Source organism: Streptomyces sp. CA-179760, from assembly GCF_050937045.1.
GTDB lineage: Bacteria > Actinomycetota > Actinomycetes > Streptomycetales > Streptomycetaceae > Streptomyces.
This window is the reverse complement of the sequence record NZ_JBNJLZ010000001.1, coordinates 9,140,001-9,156,738: the sequence shown is the minus strand read 5'-3', so window position 1 is coordinate 9,156,738 and position 16,738 is coordinate 9,140,001. Positions and strand designations below refer to the sequence as shown.

General features: G+C 71.8%; 13 protein-coding genes and 1 pseudogene. 5 read left to right on the top strand and 9 right to left on the bottom strand.

Annotated features, from left to right (window positions below; translation table 11 throughout):
• Positions 1–52: 52 nt before the first annotated feature.
• Positions 53–958 (top strand): LysR substrate-binding domain-containing protein, encoded by a 906-nt coding sequence (locus ACQEV8_RS41430; RefSeq protein WP_432971795.1) that lies wholly within the window; start codon positions 53–55, stop codon positions 956–958.
• A gap of 229 nt (positions 959–1,187) precedes the next feature.
• Entirely contained in the window at positions 1,188–2,054 is an 867-nt protein-coding gene (locus ACQEV8_RS41425) for a 3-hydroxybutyryl-CoA dehydrogenase (protein WP_432971792.1), read from the top strand.
• Between the two features lie 114 nt (positions 2,055–2,168).
• On the opposite strand, the gene ACQEV8_RS41420 is transcribed toward ACQEV8_RS41425, so the two are convergent.
• Genes ACQEV8_RS41420 through ACQEV8_RS41400 form a run of 5 tightly spaced genes read right to left on the bottom strand, consistent with a single transcriptional unit; the run spans position 2,169 to position 6,783 of the window.
• Positions 2,169–3,134 (bottom strand): electron transfer flavoprotein subunit alpha/FixB family protein, encoded by a 966-nt coding sequence (locus ACQEV8_RS41420; protein ID WP_432971789.1) that lies wholly within the window; start codon positions 3,132–3,134, stop codon positions 2,169–2,171.
• Positions 3,135–3,162: 28 nt separating this feature from the next.
• Positions 3,163–3,942 carry an electron transfer flavoprotein subunit beta/FixA family protein gene (locus ACQEV8_RS41415; RefSeq protein WP_432971786.1) on the bottom strand — a complete coding sequence of 260 codons (780 nt, stop codon included), beginning with the start codon at positions 3,940–3,942 and terminating at the stop codon, positions 3,163–3,165.
• Between the two features lie 26 nt (positions 3,943–3,968).
• Positions 3,969–5,144 carry an acyl-CoA dehydrogenase family protein gene (locus ACQEV8_RS41410; RefSeq protein ID WP_432971783.1) on the bottom strand — a complete coding sequence of 392 codons (1,176 nt, stop codon included), beginning with the start codon at positions 5,142–5,144 and terminating at the stop codon, positions 3,969–3,971.
• Between the two features lie 38 nt (positions 5,145–5,182).
• Positions 5,183–6,373: a CaiB/BaiF CoA transferase family protein gene (locus ACQEV8_RS41405; protein ID WP_432971780.1), complete on the bottom strand. Its 1,191-nt coding sequence runs from the start codon at positions 6,371–6,373 to the stop codon at positions 5,183–5,185.
• Positions 6,374–6,414: 41 nt separating this feature from the next.
• Positions 6,415–6,783 carry a Zn-ribbon domain-containing OB-fold protein gene (locus ACQEV8_RS41400; RefSeq protein ID WP_432971777.1) on the bottom strand — a complete coding sequence of 123 codons (369 nt, stop codon included), beginning with the start codon at positions 6,781–6,783 and terminating at the stop codon, positions 6,415–6,417.
• Positions 6,784–6,998: 215 nt separating this feature from the next.
• Between ACQEV8_RS41400 and ACQEV8_RS41395 the strand changes: the two genes are divergently transcribed.
• Entirely contained in the window at positions 6,999–8,198 is a 1,200-nt protein-coding gene (locus ACQEV8_RS41395; RefSeq protein ID WP_432971774.1) for an MFS transporter, read from the top strand.
• Here ACQEV8_RS41395 and ACQEV8_RS41390 read toward each other — a convergent pair.
• Complete coding sequence (locus ACQEV8_RS41390; RefSeq protein WP_432971771.1) at positions 8,184–10,073, bottom strand: ATP-binding cassette domain-containing protein; 1,890 nt, start codon at positions 10,071–10,073, stop codon at positions 8,184–8,186. The genes ACQEV8_RS41395 and ACQEV8_RS41390 overlap by 15 nt on opposite strands.
• 255 nt (positions 10,074–10,328) lie before the next feature.
• A pseudogene (locus ACQEV8_RS41385) lies at positions 10,329–11,074 on the bottom strand (TSUP family transporter).
• Between the two features lie 175 nt (positions 11,075–11,249).
• Between ACQEV8_RS41385 and ACQEV8_RS41380 the strand changes: the two are divergent.
• The gene (locus tag ACQEV8_RS41380; protein WP_432971768.1) at positions 11,250–12,230 is read left to right on the top strand and encodes an ATP-binding cassette domain-containing protein; all 981 of its coding nucleotides are present in this window, start codon (positions 11,250–11,252) and stop codon (positions 12,228–12,230) included.
• On the top strand, positions 12,227–13,018 hold the full coding sequence (locus tag ACQEV8_RS41375; protein ID WP_432971765.1) for an ABC transporter permease: 792 nt from the start codon (positions 12,227–12,229) through the stop codon (positions 13,016–13,018). Before ACQEV8_RS41380 ends, ACQEV8_RS41375 begins: the two co-directional genes overlap by 4 nt.
• On the opposite strand, the gene ACQEV8_RS41370 is transcribed toward ACQEV8_RS41375, so the two are convergent.
• On the bottom strand, positions 12,999–16,139 hold the full coding sequence (locus ACQEV8_RS41370; protein ID WP_432971762.1) for an ATP-binding protein: 3,141 nt from the start codon (positions 16,137–16,139) through the stop codon (positions 12,999–13,001). The two genes, ACQEV8_RS41375 and ACQEV8_RS41370, sit on opposite strands and share 20 nt — an antisense overlap.
• Complete coding sequence (locus ACQEV8_RS41365; RefSeq protein ID WP_432971759.1) at positions 16,136–16,597, bottom strand: hypothetical protein; 462 nt, start codon at positions 16,595–16,597, stop codon at positions 16,136–16,138. The genes ACQEV8_RS41370 and ACQEV8_RS41365 overlap by 4 nt, the downstream gene beginning before the upstream one ends.
• Positions 16,598–16,738 lie beyond the last annotated feature (141 nt).

Below are 16,738 nucleotides of genomic sequence, written 5' to 3'. Positions count from 1 at the left end.
GTTCTGCCCTGACGCCGCCGCGGGGTGTCCCGGCGGGGCGGAGGAGGTACCGGTGGAACTGCGCTGGCTGGAATCGTTCGTCGTCGTCGCGGAGGAACTGCACTTCGCGCGGGCCTCGGACCGGCTGCACCTCGCGCCGTCCGCGCTCAGCGCCCAGATCAGAGCGCTGGAGTCGCATTTGGGTGTGCGTCTCATCGACCGCGGACGGCGCACCCGCCCGGCCCTGACCAGCGCCGGGCGGCTCTTCCTCGAAGAAGCCCGGTCGACCCTCGCCCAGGCCGCCCGGGCCGAGGCGGTGGGCCGGCGTGCCGGCCGCGGGGAGCTGGGACACGCCCAGATCGCCTACGTCGCCTCAGCCGCGTTCTCCGGGGTGCTGACCGACGTCCTCACCCGCTGCGCGGCCCCCGGCACCGAACTGACGGTTCAGGTGCGCGAGTTGGAGACACCTGCCCAGCTGGAGGCGCTGGCCTGCGGGGACATCGACGTCGGTTTTCTGCGCTGGCGGCCGGAGTACCCACCCGACGTCACGGCCACCTGCCTGCTCACCGAGCAGGTGGTCCTGGCGCTGCCGGCCGCCGCGCCGCTGGCGGCGTACGACGCGGTGCCGGCGGCGAAACTGCGCGACGAGTACTTCGTGGCTCCGCACTTCGACGAGGAGTACGGCTGCCGTGACCAAATCCTCGACGTGGCGGAACAAGGCGGGTTCGGTCCGCGCTGCGCTCCCCCGGTGCGGGACTACATCGCGGCTCTGACACTGGTCGGCGGCGGTCTCGCGGTGGCCCTGGTCCCCGATTCGCTGCGCCGTGTACAGATCCCGGGAGTGGCGTACCGGCCACTGGCCGACGTGGCGCTGACCACCCGGCTGGTCGGGGCCTACCGCAAGAGGGAGACCTCGCCCGCGGTGCGTGGCGTGATCCGCCGGCTGCGGGAGGCGGCTGCCTCGACGACCGCGGTCTGAGACGCCGTCCGCGTCAGGCGTCAGGCATGTGCCTGACGCCCCATCGGCATGCGGTCGTCCAAGCGACGGGCGGTGCGCCGCCCCCCTCTGACCGGCGCACGTTTGTACGCGGATGACGCACTGTTCGAGCAGGTCAGAGGGGGTGCTCCCGGCCTACTCTCAACACGGCGACACACATCGTGGCGGCGTCCATCGACCGCCGGACGGCGGAGGACAGGCGGAGAAAGAGATGACAGCGATCAAGCACGTGGGCGTCGTGGGCGCGGGCCAGATGGGCCGGGGCATCACCGAGGTGTGCGCCCGCGCCGGACTGCACGTCACGTTGTGCGACGTGACCGAGGACAGAGCCCGGGCCGGACTGGCGGGCGTGGCCGACTCCTTGCTGAAGGCGGAGCAGCGCGGTGCTCTCGCGCCCGAGGACCGCGCACATGCCCTGGCCGGGATCTCGGTCACCGGCGACCTCTCCCACCTGGACGGGGCGGATCTGGTCATCGAGGCCGCGGTCGAGGACGAGCGGGCGAAGACAGCGTTGTTCCAGCAGCTGGGCGAGGTCGTCAGGGACCCGGCGGCCGTCCTGGCCAGCAACACCTCCTCTATCCCCATCGCCCGGCTCGCGGCGGCGGCCGGACGCCCCGAGACGGTGGTTGGCCTGCACTTCTTCAACCCGGTCCCGGTCATGCCGTTGGTCGAGATCGTGCCCTCCCTCCACACTTCGAAGGCCACCGAGCTGCGTGTGCGTGCCTTCGCGGGCGAGACCCTGGGCAAGCAGACCATCGTCGCGCAGGACCGCGCCGGCTTCGTGGTCAACTCGCTGCTGGTTCCCTATCTGTTGGCGGCGGTGCGGATGGTCGGCTCCGGTACGGCGACGGCGGAGGACATCGACACCGGGATGACCGCCGGCTGCGGCCACCCGATGGGCCCGCTGCGCCTGGCCGATCTCATCGGACTGGACACCGTGGCGGCGATAGGCGAGGCCCTGTACGAGGAGTACCGGGAACCGCTGTACGCCCCTCCCCCGCTGCTGCGCCGCATGGTCGAGTCGGGTCTGCTGGGCCGAAAGTCGGGGCAGGGTTTCTTCAGCTATCGAGCCGCGTGACGAAACATCACAGGCCGCCTGAGGGTCCGACGTCCGACACGCGAGAAGCTCCCGGCCCCCTCCGTACAGGTGACGGAGGGGGCCGGGAGCTTCCGCCTCGGCATGACGAGGCCCTCAGCGGCCCGCGCGGCGGGCGGCCACCTCCTGGGTCAGCAGGGGGGCAACCGCGAACAGGTCGCCCACCACGCCGTAGTCGGCCAGGGCGAGAATCGGGGCCTCCGGGTCCTTGTTGACCGCGACGATCGTCTTGGAGGTCTGCATCCCCGCGAGGTGCTGGATGGCCCCGGAGATGCCCAGGGCGATGTACAGCTGAGGGGAGACGGATTTGCCGGTCTGCCCCACTTGGTACTGGTGGGGGTAGTAACCGGCGTCCACCGCTGCCCGCGAGGCACCCACCGCGCCTCCGAGGGCGTCGGCCAGTCCCTCCACCACCTTGAAGCCGTCCGCTCCTGCGACCCCGCGTCCGCCGGAGACGACGACGTTCGCCTCGGTGAGGGCAGGGCGGTCGCCCCCGGGCGCGGCGCGACGAGCGGTGACGCGGGCGGATGCCGCCGGGTCGACGGGTGGCAGAGCGAGCTCACGCTCCTCCGACCGCACGGGATGCTCCTCCGGTTCGAAGGAGCCCGGCCGCAGGGCCATCACCGGGATGCCGTGAGTGACCTGTGCGCGCACGGTGTACGACCCGCCGAAGACGACCTGGGTCACCACGCCGGCCGGGTCGACGTCGGCCACGTCGATCAGCAGCCCGGCGTCGAGCCGAGCGGCGAGACGCCCGGCCACCTCCTTGCCCTCCGTCGTCGCGGAGATCAGAACGGCGGCAGCTGAGGCGTCCCCGGCCGCGAGTTCCAGGGCGTCGACCGCCGGTGTGGCGAGAAACCCGTCGGCTTCGGTGGATTCGGCCGCGTAGACGCTGGTGGCGCCGTGCTGGGCGAGGTCCTTCCGGAGGCGTGCCGCGGTGCCGGGGGTGCCCACGACCACCGCGGCCGGATCGCCCAGTCGCCGTGCGGCGGCGAGTAGTTCGTACGTGGTCCTGTGGACACGTCCCCCGTCGTGGTCGACGAGGACGAGGACATCGGGCATGGGTGGCTGCTCCTTGGTCGGGGGCGGTTCAGACGAGCTTCTGGGCGATGAGGTACCCGGCCAGTAGCCGGCCGGCCGAGCCGTCGTCGGTGATGCGCACTCCGGCGGCCCGGGCGGGACGCGCAACGGCGTCAACCACCCGGGTTCGGGTCACGAGGAACCCGGGGGCCGCGTCGGGGAACAGGTCATCGAGGCCGACCGTCTTCACGGGCTTCTTCTTGGCGGCCATGATCCCCTTGAAGGAGGGGTAGCGCGGTTCGTTGATCTTCTCCGTGACGCTGACCAGGGCGGGCAGCGGTGCGTCGAGCGTCGCCTCGCCGTGCTCGGTCGCGCGCTCCGCGCGCACCCGCCCCGGCTCCACGGTCAGTTCCCGCGCGTGGGTCAGCTGCGGCAGGCCGAGCAGATCCGCGACGATGGCCGGCACCGCGCTCGACTGTCCGTCGGTCGTCGCGTTGCCGGCGAGCACCAGGTCGGCGTCCGCCACTGTCCGTACGGCGGCTGCCAGCACCTTCGCGGTGGTCACGACGTCGGCGCCGGCCAGCCTGTCGTCGCGGATGTGGATCCCTCGATCGGCACCCATCGCCAGGACCTTGCGGAGGGCGTCCAGCGCCGAGTCGGGTCCCATGGACACGACGGTGACCTCGGCACCGACCGCCTCCTTCAGCGTCAGGGCCTCCTCCGCGGCCCGCTCGTTGATCTCGTCCAGGACGAGGTCGGCGTTCTCGCGGTCGAGGATGTGGTCGGTCCCGGACAGGGTGCGCTCGGCGGCGGTGTCAGGAACCTGCTTGACGAGTACGACGATGTTCACGGTCGTCTTCCTTCGGTCTTCGGCGCTCAGCGGAACGCCGGGTAGCCGGTGATCGCCTGGCCCACGACGAGCGTGTGCATCTCGCTGGTGCCTTCGTACGTGAGGACCGACTCGAGGTTGTTGGCGTGGCGCAGCGGCGAGTACTCCAGGGAGATGCCGTTGGCGCCGAGGACGGTGCGGCACTCCCGTGCGACGGCGACGGCTTCCCGGACGTTGTTGAGCTTGCCCACGCTGATCTGCTCGGGCCGGATGCGGCCCTGGTCCTTGAGCCGGCCCAGATGCAGGGCGAGCAGCGCGGCGTTGCCCACGGACACGCTCATGTCGGCGAGCTTCCTCTGGGTGAGCTGGAAGGCGCTGATCGGCTTGTCGAACTGCACCCGCGAGTCGGCGTACTCGATGGCCGCCTGGATCGAGTCGCGGGCCGCTCCGACCGCGCCGAACAGGATGCCGAAGCGGGCCTCGTTCAGGCAGGACAGCGGTCCGCGCAGGCCCTCGGCGAGCGGCAGCCGCGCGGAGTCGGGCAGCCTTACCTGGTCGAAGTACAGCTCCGAGGTGATCGAGGCGCGCAGCGACATCTTCTGCTTGATGTCCTGCGTGGTGAAGCCGGGGGTGCCGCGCGGCACGAGGAAGCCTCGGACGCCGTCCTCGGTCTGTGCCCAGACGGTGGCCACGTCGGCGATGCCACCGTTGGTGATCCACATCTTGGAGCCGTTCAGGATCCAGTCGTCGCCGTCGCGGACGGCCCGGGTGCGCATGCCGGAGGGGTTGCTGCCGAAGTCGGGCTCGGTGAGGCCGAAGCAGCCGATCGCCTCACCGGCGGCGAGCCGGGGCAGCCATTCCTGCTTCTGCTCCTCCGAGCCCCACTTCCAGATGGAGAACATCGAGAGCGAGCCCTGTACGGAGACGAAGCTGCGGAAGCCGGAGTCGGCCGCCTCCAGCTCCAGGCAGGCCAGGCCGTAGCTGACGGCGTTCGTGCCGGCGCAGCCGTAGCCTTCCAGGTGCATGCCGAGTACACCCAGCTTGCCGAGTTCCGGGGCGAGTTCGCGGGCGAAGTGCGCGTTCTCGAACCATTCGCCGATGTGCGGGCGCACCCGGTCGGCGAGGAACCTGGCGACGGTGGACTGGATCTCGCGTTCCTCGTCGGAGAGGACGGAGGCGATGTCGAGCAGGTCGAGGGGGTCCTTGATCGGCTTGCGGCTCATGGTGGGCTCCTTGGGAACGATGGGGTATGGGGGCTGGGTCAGCGGCCGGAGATGCCGCGGAGGATTTCGTCGGTGTGCTGTCCCAGCAGGGGCGGGGGCAGCAGGTACCGCGCGGGCGTCGCGCTCAGTGCGACGGGGTGCGCGACCTGACGGGAGGGCCTGCCCCCTTCGGTACCGGAGGCGCCGGCGGGGAGGTCGACGATGCCGGGCAGACCGAGTGCGTGGGCGAAGCCGAACGCCTCGTCCAGGTTGTTGACCGGGCCGGCCGGTACTCCGGCGGCCAGAAGGACCGCCGACCAGTGGTCCGCGCCCCCGGTGCTCAGCAGCCGGGTCAGGATCGTCCGTAGTTCGCTGCGGTGGGCGACGCGGTCGGCGTTGGTGCGGAACCGGTCGTCGAGGGCGAGACCGGGTTCGCCTGCGACCTCGGCGAGGGCCGCGAACTGCTTGTCGTTGCCCACGGCGAGGGCGAGCGGTCGGTCCGCGGTGGGGAAGGTCTCGTACGGGGCGATGCTCGGGTGCGCGTTGCCCATACGGCCCGGGACCACGCCGGCGACGGCGAACGCCGAGGCCTGGTTGACCATGGCCGACAGCAGGGAGCTCAGCAGGTTCACCTCCACGAGCTGCCCCTCGCCGGTGGCGTCCCGGTGCCGGAGGGCGGCGAGGACGCCGAGTGAGGCGTGCAGCCCGGTGATCACGTCCACGAGGGCCACACCGGCCTTCACCGGCTCACCCTGTGCCTCCCCGGTCACGCTCATCAGGCCTCCGGCGGCCTGCACGAGCAGGTCGTATCCGGGGATCGCCGCCCCCGGGCCGCTGCCGAAGCCGCTGATCGAGCAGTAGATCAGCTCCGGGCGCCGGGCACGGAGTTCCTCGTGGCCGAGGCCCAGCCGCTCCATCGTGCCTGGCCGGAAGTTCTCCACGACCACGTCGCACTCGGCGACCAGGGCCCGCGCCTGTTCGCGGCCGGCGTCCGTGGCCAGGTCCAAGGCGACCGACCTCTTGTTCCGGTTCACGCTCAGGTAGTACGTCGACGTACCGTCGTGGTCCGCCGGAGGCCGCCAGGCCCGGGTGTCGTCCCCGGTGCCCGGCCGCTCGATCTTGACGACGTCGGCGCCCAGGTCGGCGAGGAGCATGGTGGCGTAGGGGCCCGCGAGAACCCGGGAGAAGTCAGCGATGCGCACGCCGCCCAGTGCGCCCCGTCCGTCCGGCCTGTTGTCCTGGGTGCTCACGCACCCTCCTCCCTCGAGCGGGGTTCTGGAGCGGTGACCTGTCACCACCACTGCCGCAACAGCGTTGCGGGGTGGCCGAGTTCGACCACGGGGAGGCCCTGGCCGTTCGGAGCGACGCCCCGTACGACCGTCACCCGGGCGCCCACCGCCACGACGACCGGCGCCGTTCCGGTGACCTGGCAGAGCAGGTTGAAGCCCTCGTCCATCGCGACGAACCACGTGTTCTGCTGAACCTGGCCGTTGCGGCGGACCACGACTCCGGCGCCCGCACTGGATTCGCGGCGGAAGGCCACGGCCCCGCACGCACGGCAGTACGACCGTCGGTAGGCCGGGGTGCCGCACCAGAGGCAGCGCTGGAAGAGGAGTCTTCTTCCGAGTTCGGTGTCTTCCCGGGTTTCTGTCTGAAGCATCGCGGCCTTCCGCACTCAGTTCGGTGACCGGAAAAAGGTGACCGGAATCCGATGTCCCTTTCACCCTGGCCCTGCCCCTGGACGCAGGTCAACGACGACCTGGCGCATCTTTGTGCGTGGAAAGCGATCCGTTCCTGGAGGTCGGAGCGTGTTACCCGGCTCTCCCCATGACTACGATCGGACGTCCGGCACATCCCATGAAAGAGCAAGTCTTGATGGACCTGGCCACGCGCCGCCGCCGAGCGGCGCTGTTCCTCTTCTTCCTCATACCCGGCCTGTCGATTTCCTCGTGGGTCACGCGGACGCCCGACATCCGGGACCAACTCGATGTCTCGACAGCGCAGATGGGCATCGTCCTGTTCGGGCTGTCCGTCGGCTCGATGATCGGCATTCTCAGTTCCGGAACGCTCGTGGCCAGGTTCGGCACCCGGCCCGTCATGGGCGTCGCGACGCTGCTGGTCATTCTGAGCATGGCGGTCATCGGCGGCGGGACGATGCTCTCCTCCGCCCCCGCGACCACCGCCGGGCTGTTCCTGTTCGGGGCCGGGATGGGCGGTGGGGAGGTGGCGATCAACATCGACGGCGCCGACGTCGAGCGCATCACCGGTCGGACGGTGCTGCCCACGCTCCATGGGTTCTTCAGCCTGGGCACTGTCGTGGGGGCCGCGTTCGGCATTCTGTGCACCGCTGTCTCCTGGCCTGTGCAGTGGCATCTGACCGGCATGGCCGCCGTCACGGCGGTCATGTTCGTTCATGCCTTCCGGGCCATCCCCCACGCGGTCGGCCGGACCCGGGGGGACGCCGGCTCGGGGCCCGGCGCCGGCACGGCACCGGCCGAGTCGCGGGTCTGGAAGGACCCGCGGCTGCTGCTGATCGGCGGCGTCATCCTGGCCATGGCGCTGGCCGAGGGTTCCGCCAACGACTGGCTGCCCCTGCTCATGGTCGACGGCCACGGCGCGGACCCCGCCCTGGGGTCGGCCGTCTACACGGGCTTCGCCGCCGCCATGACGATCGGCCGTTTCGCCGGCGGACTCGTCATCGACCGGATCGGCCGCGCCCCCGTCGTCCGGGCCAGCGCCGTCTGCGCGACTCTGGGAATCTCCGTCGTCGTGTTCGCCGACTCGGCCGTCCTCGCGGGGGTCGCCGTTCTTCTCTGGGGCCTGGGCGCCTCGCTCGGCTTCCCGGTCACCCTCTCGGCGGCCGGTGACTCCGGGCCCGACTCGGCGGCGCGTGTCAGCCTGGTGGCGATGATCGGCTACGTCGCGTTCCTCGTCGGGCCCCCGTGTCTCGGTTTCCTCGGCGAGCACTACGGGCTGCGCGTCGCCATGATCGTCGTCCTCGTCTTCACCGCCGTGGCGATCGTCCTCGCGCCTGCCGTGGGCAAGCGCTCCGCCACGGCCTCACCGGTCCTGTGACAGGGAGACGAGTTCCGCGAAGAGTCCCCCGGCGTTCGCCAGCTCCTCGTACGTGCCCTGTTCGATGACCCGGCCCCGGTCCATGACGAGGATCCGGTCGGCGAGCCTGGTGTTCTCGAGCTGGTGGGTGACGACGATCGTCATGCGCTCGGCGGCGATGCGCTTGATCTCCAGGAAGATGGCGTGCTCACCGCGGGCGTCCATCTGCGAGGTCGGTTCGTCCAGGATCAGGAGCGGGGTCTTCCTGTAGAGCACGCGGCCGCAGGCGAGGCGCTGCCACTGCCCGCCGGACAACTCGGCACCGCCCCAGAGTTCCTTGGCGAGAAGGGTGTCGAGCCGCCGGGGCAGTTTCTCGATCGCCTCGCGCATGCCGACGGCGTCGACGACGTCCCACACCGGTCCGTCGTCGTCCGTCCGTGGCTGGCCCAGGGTGATGTTCTCGCGGGCACGCAGGGGCCAGCAGGCGAAGTCCTGGGGGACGAGCGCGGTGCGGTTCCACACGGCGTCGGGATCGGCCTGGGCGAGGTCGGTGTCGTCCCACAGGACGCGGCCCTTGTCGGCGAGCAGGATCCCGGTGATGAGTTTGGTCAGAGTCGACTTGCCCGAGCCGTTCTCGCCGACGACGGCCAGGATCTCGCCGCGGCGCAGCGTGAGCGACACGCCCGCGACGGCGGGCTCCTCCTTGCCCGGGTAGTGGTACACGACCTCGTCGAGGCGGATCCGGTCCACGCGTTCCGGGATGGCCGACTCCCCGCGCCTGGGGGCGCGTTCCTGTGCCATGTCGAGGAAGGAGCGCATGTCGGCGAGGTAGAGCGAGGTGTGGAACAGGGCGGCGCCGTGGATGACGAACTGGGACAGGGCGGCCAGTGTGGTCTGGACGGCGATCACGGCGGTGGCCGCGACGGGCAGGGCGATACGGCCGGTGGCGGCCAACCAGGCGAGAGTGGACCAGGTGCACAGCAGGAAGGTCCCGCCCAGGGCGCCGGCGCCCAGGGAGATGTGCAGCATGCGCGGCGCGGCGGTCAGGGTGCGCTGGTCGATCCGGTCGGACAGGGCGCGGTACCAGTAGGTGAGATAGCCGGTCATGCCATTGGCGCGGACCTCGTCGCCGAAGCGGGAGTAGGTGGCCCACCAGCGCATCATGGAGCGCACGTTGCGGTCGGCGAGGTTGAGGTAGTGGGTCTCGTAGTCGACGCGTGCGGACAGGACGGCTCCGACGCCGGCCGGGAGAACGGCCAGCAGGAGCAGCGGAAGCAGCAGCGGGTGCAGTGTCGTGACCACGCCGCTCGCGGCGATCATGCGGATCAGGGCGGACATGAACCGCTGGGCGTCCTGCACCATCAGCCGGGTGCGGGTGACGCCGATCTCGGCGGCCTCCTGCCGGTCGGCGAATCCGTCCTCGCCGTAGGCGCTCGACTCCACGCGGCACACTGCGGTCACGAGCGCGATGTCGGCCTCGGTCATCAGCAGCGGGGTGATCCTCCCGTCGGCGTACGTGGCCAGGGCGCTGCTGACGCGGCCGATGGCGGCGGCCGCCGTCACGACGATCAGGGCGGGCAGCGCCGCGTGCAGGCGTTCGGACACGAGGCCGGAGCCGAGGATGTGGGTCATGGCCTGTGCGGTGAAGGCCAGGACGACGGCGGCCGCGGTGCCGGTGAGCAACTGGCAGGCAAGGAGCAGCACGACGCCGGGCCTGTCGACGGCCCACGCCATCCGGGCGGTGTGCACGAGGACGGAGGGCAGTCGGCAGCACATCGCGCTGAAACCGGCGTCTGCCAGCGGGTTCTTGCCGAACTTGCCCTCGAAGTTGATGGTGGCCGGTGGTGGAGGGGGCGGCGTCTTCGCGTTGTCGGTCGAGGTGTCGGTCACAGTCACCTGTATGCCTCCTCAGGGTCGATGCCGCGCCTGGGTGGCTCGGCGGTGCACGGCATAACGACCCGGATCGGGAATCGAACGCGAGCGATTCCGGACGCGTACGGTCCCGGGCGCGGCAAGGGCTCGGACGCGTGAACGCCGCGCTGAAGCCGCTGTCGGGCGGCAGGAGTTGTCCGAAACACCGATGTCTGAAAGGCGAGTGACGGATGAGGTTCGATGATTCCCGCCGCGTGTCTCGGGGCTCCCGTGCGCGGATCAGCGGAACGCGCTGACCGCGTACAGGACGCCGAGCGCCGTCGCCAGAGCGCCGAGGACGAGGCGGAGGAGGGGCTCGGGCAGGCAGGGCTGGAGGCGGGCTCCGAGGTAGCCGCCGAGGAGGCCCCCGAGGCCGCAGGACAGGCCTAGGAACCAGTCGGGGGCGATGCTGCCGCTGTGGGCCAGGGACAGCACGGCGAGGTGGCGGCGCCGATCACCGAGGTGGCGAAGGTGGAAGCTGGCGCGGCCGGGGCGACCTTGGAGACGGGGACGCCGCGCCCGACCAGGACGGGGCCGAGGATCGAGCCGCCGCCGATGCCGTAGACGCCGCCCACCACGCCGACCGCGAGGGCCAGGCGGGTGACGGTCCGGGGCGCGGGCTCGGGGCGCCGGATCTCCGGGGATGCGGGGCGCAGGGTCCGGGCGATGAGCCAGCTGCCGAGCGGCAGCATCAGCGCGGCGACCAGGAGGCGGAAGACGCTCGGGCCCGGAAGGGCGAACACGCGGATGCCCGCTCCGAGGACGACACCGGGCGGGGTGCCCAGCACCAGACGGCGGACGAGTGGTCCCGCCAGGGCGCCGTCGCGTCGGTGGCGCAGCAGGGCGCCGGGGCCCGCCGCCACGTTGTAGAGCAGGTTCGTGGGCGTGACAGCCGGGTTGGGCACGGCGAAGACGCTGAGCTGGACCGGGAGCAGGAACACCGCCCCGGAGACGCCGACCGGCGCGGTCACCACGGCTGTCAGCATCCCGACCGCGAGGCCGGCCGCCCCAAGTTCCCACTCCACCCGATGCCCCCGCGCTGCCTGTCCCGCCTCGGCTATGCGGCGACAGCGTAGATCGCGGCCTCTTCGCCGCCCGGTTCCAGGGCGCTGAAACCGTCGTGAAACCGCGCTGAATGCGCCCTGCCGCAAGCTCTGCGGCATGACCACAACGACCTCGCACTCACTCGCCATCGCGGCCCAGGGGCTGCGCAAGGCCTACGGGGACAAGACGGTCCTCGACGGCATCGATCTGGCGGTGCCGGCCGGCACGGTCTTCTCCCTGCTCGGGCCGAACGGCGCCGGCAAGACCACCGCCGTCAAGATCCTCTCCACCCTCATCACCTCCGACGCGGGCGAGCTGCACGTCGGTGGCCACGACCTCGCCACCGCCCCGCAGGCCGTGCGGTCCGCGATCGGCGTCACCGGGCAGTTCTCCGCCGTCGACGGGCTGATCACCGGCGAGGAGAACATGCTCCTCATGGCCGACCTGCACCACCTGCCCAGGCAGGAGGGGCGGCGGGTGGCCACCGAACTGCTGGAGCGCTTCGACCTCACGGATGCCGCGAAGAAGCCCGCCTCCACCTACTCCGGCGGTATGAGGCGCCGCCTCGACCTCGCCATGACGCTGGTCGGCAACCCGCGGATCATCTTCCTCGACGAGCCCACCACCGGCCTCGACCCCCGCTCCCGTCACAACATGTGGGGCATCATCCGCGATCTGGTCTCCGACGGGGCGACCGTCTTCCTCACCACCCAGTACCTGGAGGAGGCCGACGAACTCGCCGACCGTATCGCGGTGTTGCACGACGGGAAGATCGCCGCCGAGGGGAGCGCCGAGGAGCTGAAGCGGCTCATCCCCGGCGGGCATGTGCGGCTGCGCTTCACCGACCCGGACGCCTACCGGTCGGCCGCCTCCGCGCTGCGCGAGGTCACCCGCGACGACGAGGCCCTCGCACTGCAGATCCCCAGCGGCGGCAGCCAGCGCGAACTGCGCTCCATCCTCGACTGGCTCGACACCGCCGGCGTCGAGGCCGACGAGCTCACCGTGCACACCCCCGACCTCGACGACGTGTTCTTCGCCCTCACCGGCCCCGCCAACGTCCCCAGTCAGCCCAGCCAGTCCAAGGAGAACGTCCGATGAGCGCCCTTTCCCTCGCCGTCCGCGACTCGAACACGATGCTGCGCCGCAATCTGCTGCACGCCCGCCGCTATCCGTCGATGACGCTGAACCTGCTGCTCACGCCCATCATGCTGCTGCTGCTCTTCGTCTACATCTTCGGCGACGTGATGAGCGCGGGCATCGGCGGCAGCGGCGCCGACCGCTCCGACTACATCGCCTACATCGTTCCGGGCCTGCTGATGATGACCATCGGCAGCACTGTGATCGGGGCCGCGATCGCCGTCTCCATGGACATGACCGAGGGCCTCATCGCCCGCTTCCGGACGATGGCGGTCTACCGGGGCTCCCTGCTCATCGGGCATGTCCTCGGCAGCGTGCTGCAGGTGCTCGCCAGCCTGGTCCTGGTCAGTGCCGTCGCAGTCGCCATGGGTTTCCGCTCCACCGACGCCACCCCGCTGGAATGGCTCGCGGCGTTCGGCCTGCTCGCCCTGTTCTCCGTCGCCCTCACCTGGATCGCCGTCGGTATGGGCATGGCCAGCCCGAACCCCGAGGCGGCCAGCAACATGGCCATGCCGCTGATCCTTCTCCCGCTCATCTCCAGCGCCTTCATCCCCGCCGACACCATGCCGGGCTGGTTCCAGCCGATCGCCGAGTACCAGCCCTTCACCCCCGCCATCGAAACCCTGCGCGGTCTGCTCCTCGGTACCGAGATCGGCAACAACGGCTGGATCGCCGTCGCCTGGTGCGTCGGCCTGAGCGCGCTCGGCTACCGCTGGTCGACGGCGCAGTTCAACCGCGACCCGAAGTAGCGGCAACCGCCATGACAGCGCGGGCCGCATCCCGCAACTCGCTCCGCTCCAGGGCGGCGTACTCCGACACCGCGTCGGCGTAGGCCGCCCTGTCGGCTTTCTCGGCCGCCCTCCGGGCCCGGGCCGCCGACATCGTCGGCTGGTAGTCGCGCAGCACCCGCAGCCGTTCGGCCAGCGCGATCATCCGTACGGCCGAGGCGTCGCCGGACGCGAGCCCCGCCATGCCGAGGGCGTGCAGCACCGTCCCGTACTGAAGCTCCATGGGCGAGCCTGCCGGACCGTCGAGCATGCTCCGCAGCTCTTGCCGCAGCCGGTCGGCCACGTCCGCGACCAGCTCGAGACGGCCGACGTGCGCGTGCGCCGTCACCGCCGCCGACTGGATCTGCAGCACCCACCGGTCGAGGAAGGGATCGCCGCCGTCCACCGGGCCGACCTCGGCCATCCCCTCCACGGCGCCGCGCCACAGGCCGAGCCCGACCTCCGTCAGCCCGCGGGCGAGCGCGATCTCGGCGCGCCCGGCGAGGCCGTGGCTGTGGAAGTCGTCCTGCTGCGGGGCGTTGTGGCCCTCCGACTGCCGCAGCCAGTACTCGGCCTCGTCGGGGTCGCCGCGGTGCAGGCAGGCGAGGACGAGGCCACCGCGCACGCCGATGGAGTCGTGCTCGTCACCGAGCCGCGGCAGCGCCTCCAGCGCCGCCTTGAGATGCTCGTACGCGGCCTCGCCCCGCTCCGTCCTCAGGCACAGCTCGCCCAACCGTGCGTGGCCTATGACCTGCAGGAACGGGTTGTCGACCGGCGCGAGTGCGGCGATGATCCGCCGAGCCGAGGCGTGCGCGCGGTCGATGTCGTGCTCGTACTCCCAGACGTAGGTGGCGACGCACTCGGCGATGCCGGCGAGCAGCGGCTGCTCGCTGTCGCAGAGCTTGCGCAGCACCTCGTAGTCGGGAGGCACCATCTCGGGGACCGCGCCCAGCACGATCGCGATGGCGCGCACCAGGGTGTCCGGCGGGGCCGGGGGCAGCCGCCGGAGGGTGACGAGCTGGCGTACGACGTGCGGGCCGTAGCCCATGAACAGGGTCGCCGTGGACAACACCGCTGCGGAGCGGGCGACTTCGACGTACTCGGGCTCGGGGTGGTAGTGCGACAGGGGCGGGCCGGTGTCCGCGGCGAGGGTGGTGAGGCGGGTGAAGTTGGAGCCGGTGGACCACAGGGCGGTGAGGACCGCGGTGAGTGCGGCGATGGTGGGACCGTCCGTACGGGCGAGGGCGTGCCGCAGGGCCGGGACGAGGTTGTCCTGCTCGGCCCTGATCAACTCCCAGGCGGACAGTGGTCCCGAGCCGAAGAACCAGTCGTGGTGCGCGACTCCGAAGTCCCGTGCCCAGGCGAGGAACCGGTCGACGGCCTCCTCGTCCTCGCCCGCCTCCGTGCGCCGGGCCGCGCTGAACTCCCGTACGGTCTCCAGCATCCGGAACCGCACACCGGCCGGGGTGTCGGCGACGGTGAGCAGCGACTGATCGGCCAGCTGTTCCAGCAGGAACAGCGCGTCCGCGTCCTCGCCCAGGACCTGTTCCGCCGCCTCGCCGGTGAAGCCGCCGGGGAAGACGGACAGCAGGCGCAGCGCTGCCCTGGCCTTCTCGTCGAGGAGGTTCCAGCTCCAGTCCACGACCGCGTGCAGGGTGCGGTGACGTTCCGGCGCGTCCCGCGCCCCGCCGCGCAGCAGCGCGAACCGGTCGCCGAGACGGCGGGCGATCTCCGGCACCGAAAGCACCCGCACCCGCGCCGCGGCCAGCTCCACGGCGAGCGGCAGCCCGTCGAGGTGGCGGCACAGTTCGGCCACCGCGTCCGGCGGGAGCTCCACGCCGGGCCGGGCGGCCCGGGCCCGCTGGGTGAACAGCTCGACGGAGGTGGCGAGCCCGAGCTCCGGCAGCGCGTACACCACCTCCGACGTCAGCCCGAGGGGGGCGCGGCTGGTGGCGAGCACCCGCAGGTCCTTCGAAGCGGAGACCAGTGCCCGCACGAGGTCGGCGGCGCCCCGGATCACCTGCTCGCAGTTGTCCAGCACCAGCAGAGCGGGGCCGGAGCCGAGGACGCCGAGGATGGCGGACACGGGGTCGTGGCCGCTCATGGCGGCACCGGGCCGTGCCTCGCCCGCGCCGAGCGCGGAGGCCACCTCCGTCGTCACGTCCGCGTCCGCGGTGACGGCGGCGAGCGGCACGAAGTACACCACGCGCTGCTCGGCCCGGCGGCTCACGGCGTGCGCGAGCCGGGTCTTGCCGAGGCCGCCGGGGCCGGCGACGGTGACGGCGCGGGAGGCGCGCAACAGCCGTTTAACCGCCGCGATGTCCTCGTCCCGGCCGAGGAGCGGGTTCGGCTCGTGCGGCACACCGTGCCGGACCGCGGGCGCCTCGCCGCGCAGCAGCTCCCGCTGTACGGCCTTGAGCCCGGCGCCGGGGTCCGTGCCGAGTTCGTCGCGCAGCTCGCGGCGGTAGGCCTCGTACCGCGTCAGCGCTGCCGAAGGGCCGGCCGTCGCGGCTTCGGCGCGCAGGAGTTCGGCGAGCACCTCCTCGTCGCGCGGATGCTCGGAGGCCACGGCGGCCAGCGGCCCGGCGGCCTCCGCGTGCCGCCCCAGCCGCGCGAGCGCGAGCGCCCGCGCGCGGACGAGGGTGCCGCGCACGGGGGCGCGCTCGGTGCGCAGCGCGGCCACGGGATCGTCGCTGTCGCCGCCCTGGTCCGCGGTCCCCTCCCACAGCGCGAGCCCGGCCTCGGCAGCGGCCAGTGCCCCGGCGTGGTCCCCGGCCCTGGCCCGGTCCGCGCCGGCGGCGGCGTGCCGCAGCAGGGCGGAGCTGTCGACCTGCTCCTCGGCGAGGGTGAGCCGGTATCCGGTCGGTGTGCTGGCGATGACGTCGGCGCCGAGCTGGGCCCGCGCCCTGGACACCAGGACCTGCACCGCCTTTCCCGGCCGCTCCGGCAAGGCGTCCGGCCACAGCCCCGCCACGAGCCGGTCGGTGCCGCAGCCGGTGCGCAAGTCGCCCGCGAGCAGCGCGAGGAGGCCCCGGAGCCGAGGCGCGGTGACCTCCTGTCCGCGGTAGGCGACACGCGGCAGCAGGGTCAGGTCGGTGGTCACCCGTGCAGATTAGCCAAGGCCCGGCCGCCGGACTCACTGCGCGTGCCGAACCCCCCTCTGATCATGCGTCCCTCGGCCGACTGCCGCTCCCCGGACGGCCAGTCACGGTACTCGGCCGCCGGATGGTCGGCCCGGACACGAGGCCCGCAGCCCGGGCCGTGCAGGCGTTCGCGCAGGGTGGCGGCGGCGGGCTCTTCCGGCAGCCTGTCTCGGGAACGCAGCTCCGGGACGACCAGGTCGACGAAGTCGGCGAAGGTGCCGGGCGTCACGGCGTAGGCGAGGTTGAAACCGTCGATGTCCGCCTCCTCCACCCAGCGTTCCAGCTCGTCGGCGACGGTGGCCGGGGAGCCCACCACCACCGGCCCGATGCCGCCGATGCCCAGATAGCGGGCCACCTGGTCGGGGGTCCAGCGGCGGGTCGGATCGGCGGTGGAGAAGATCGCCAGCGCGGCACGCACGGCTTCGGTGTCGACGTACTCCAGGGGGCTCGTCCGGCGCGAGTTCGGACAGGTCGAGGCCGCTCCAGCCGCCGTAGTGGGCGAGGGCTCCCTCGTGGGAGGCGTAGGAGATCAGGTCGTCGTACTTGGCCTGGGCCTGCT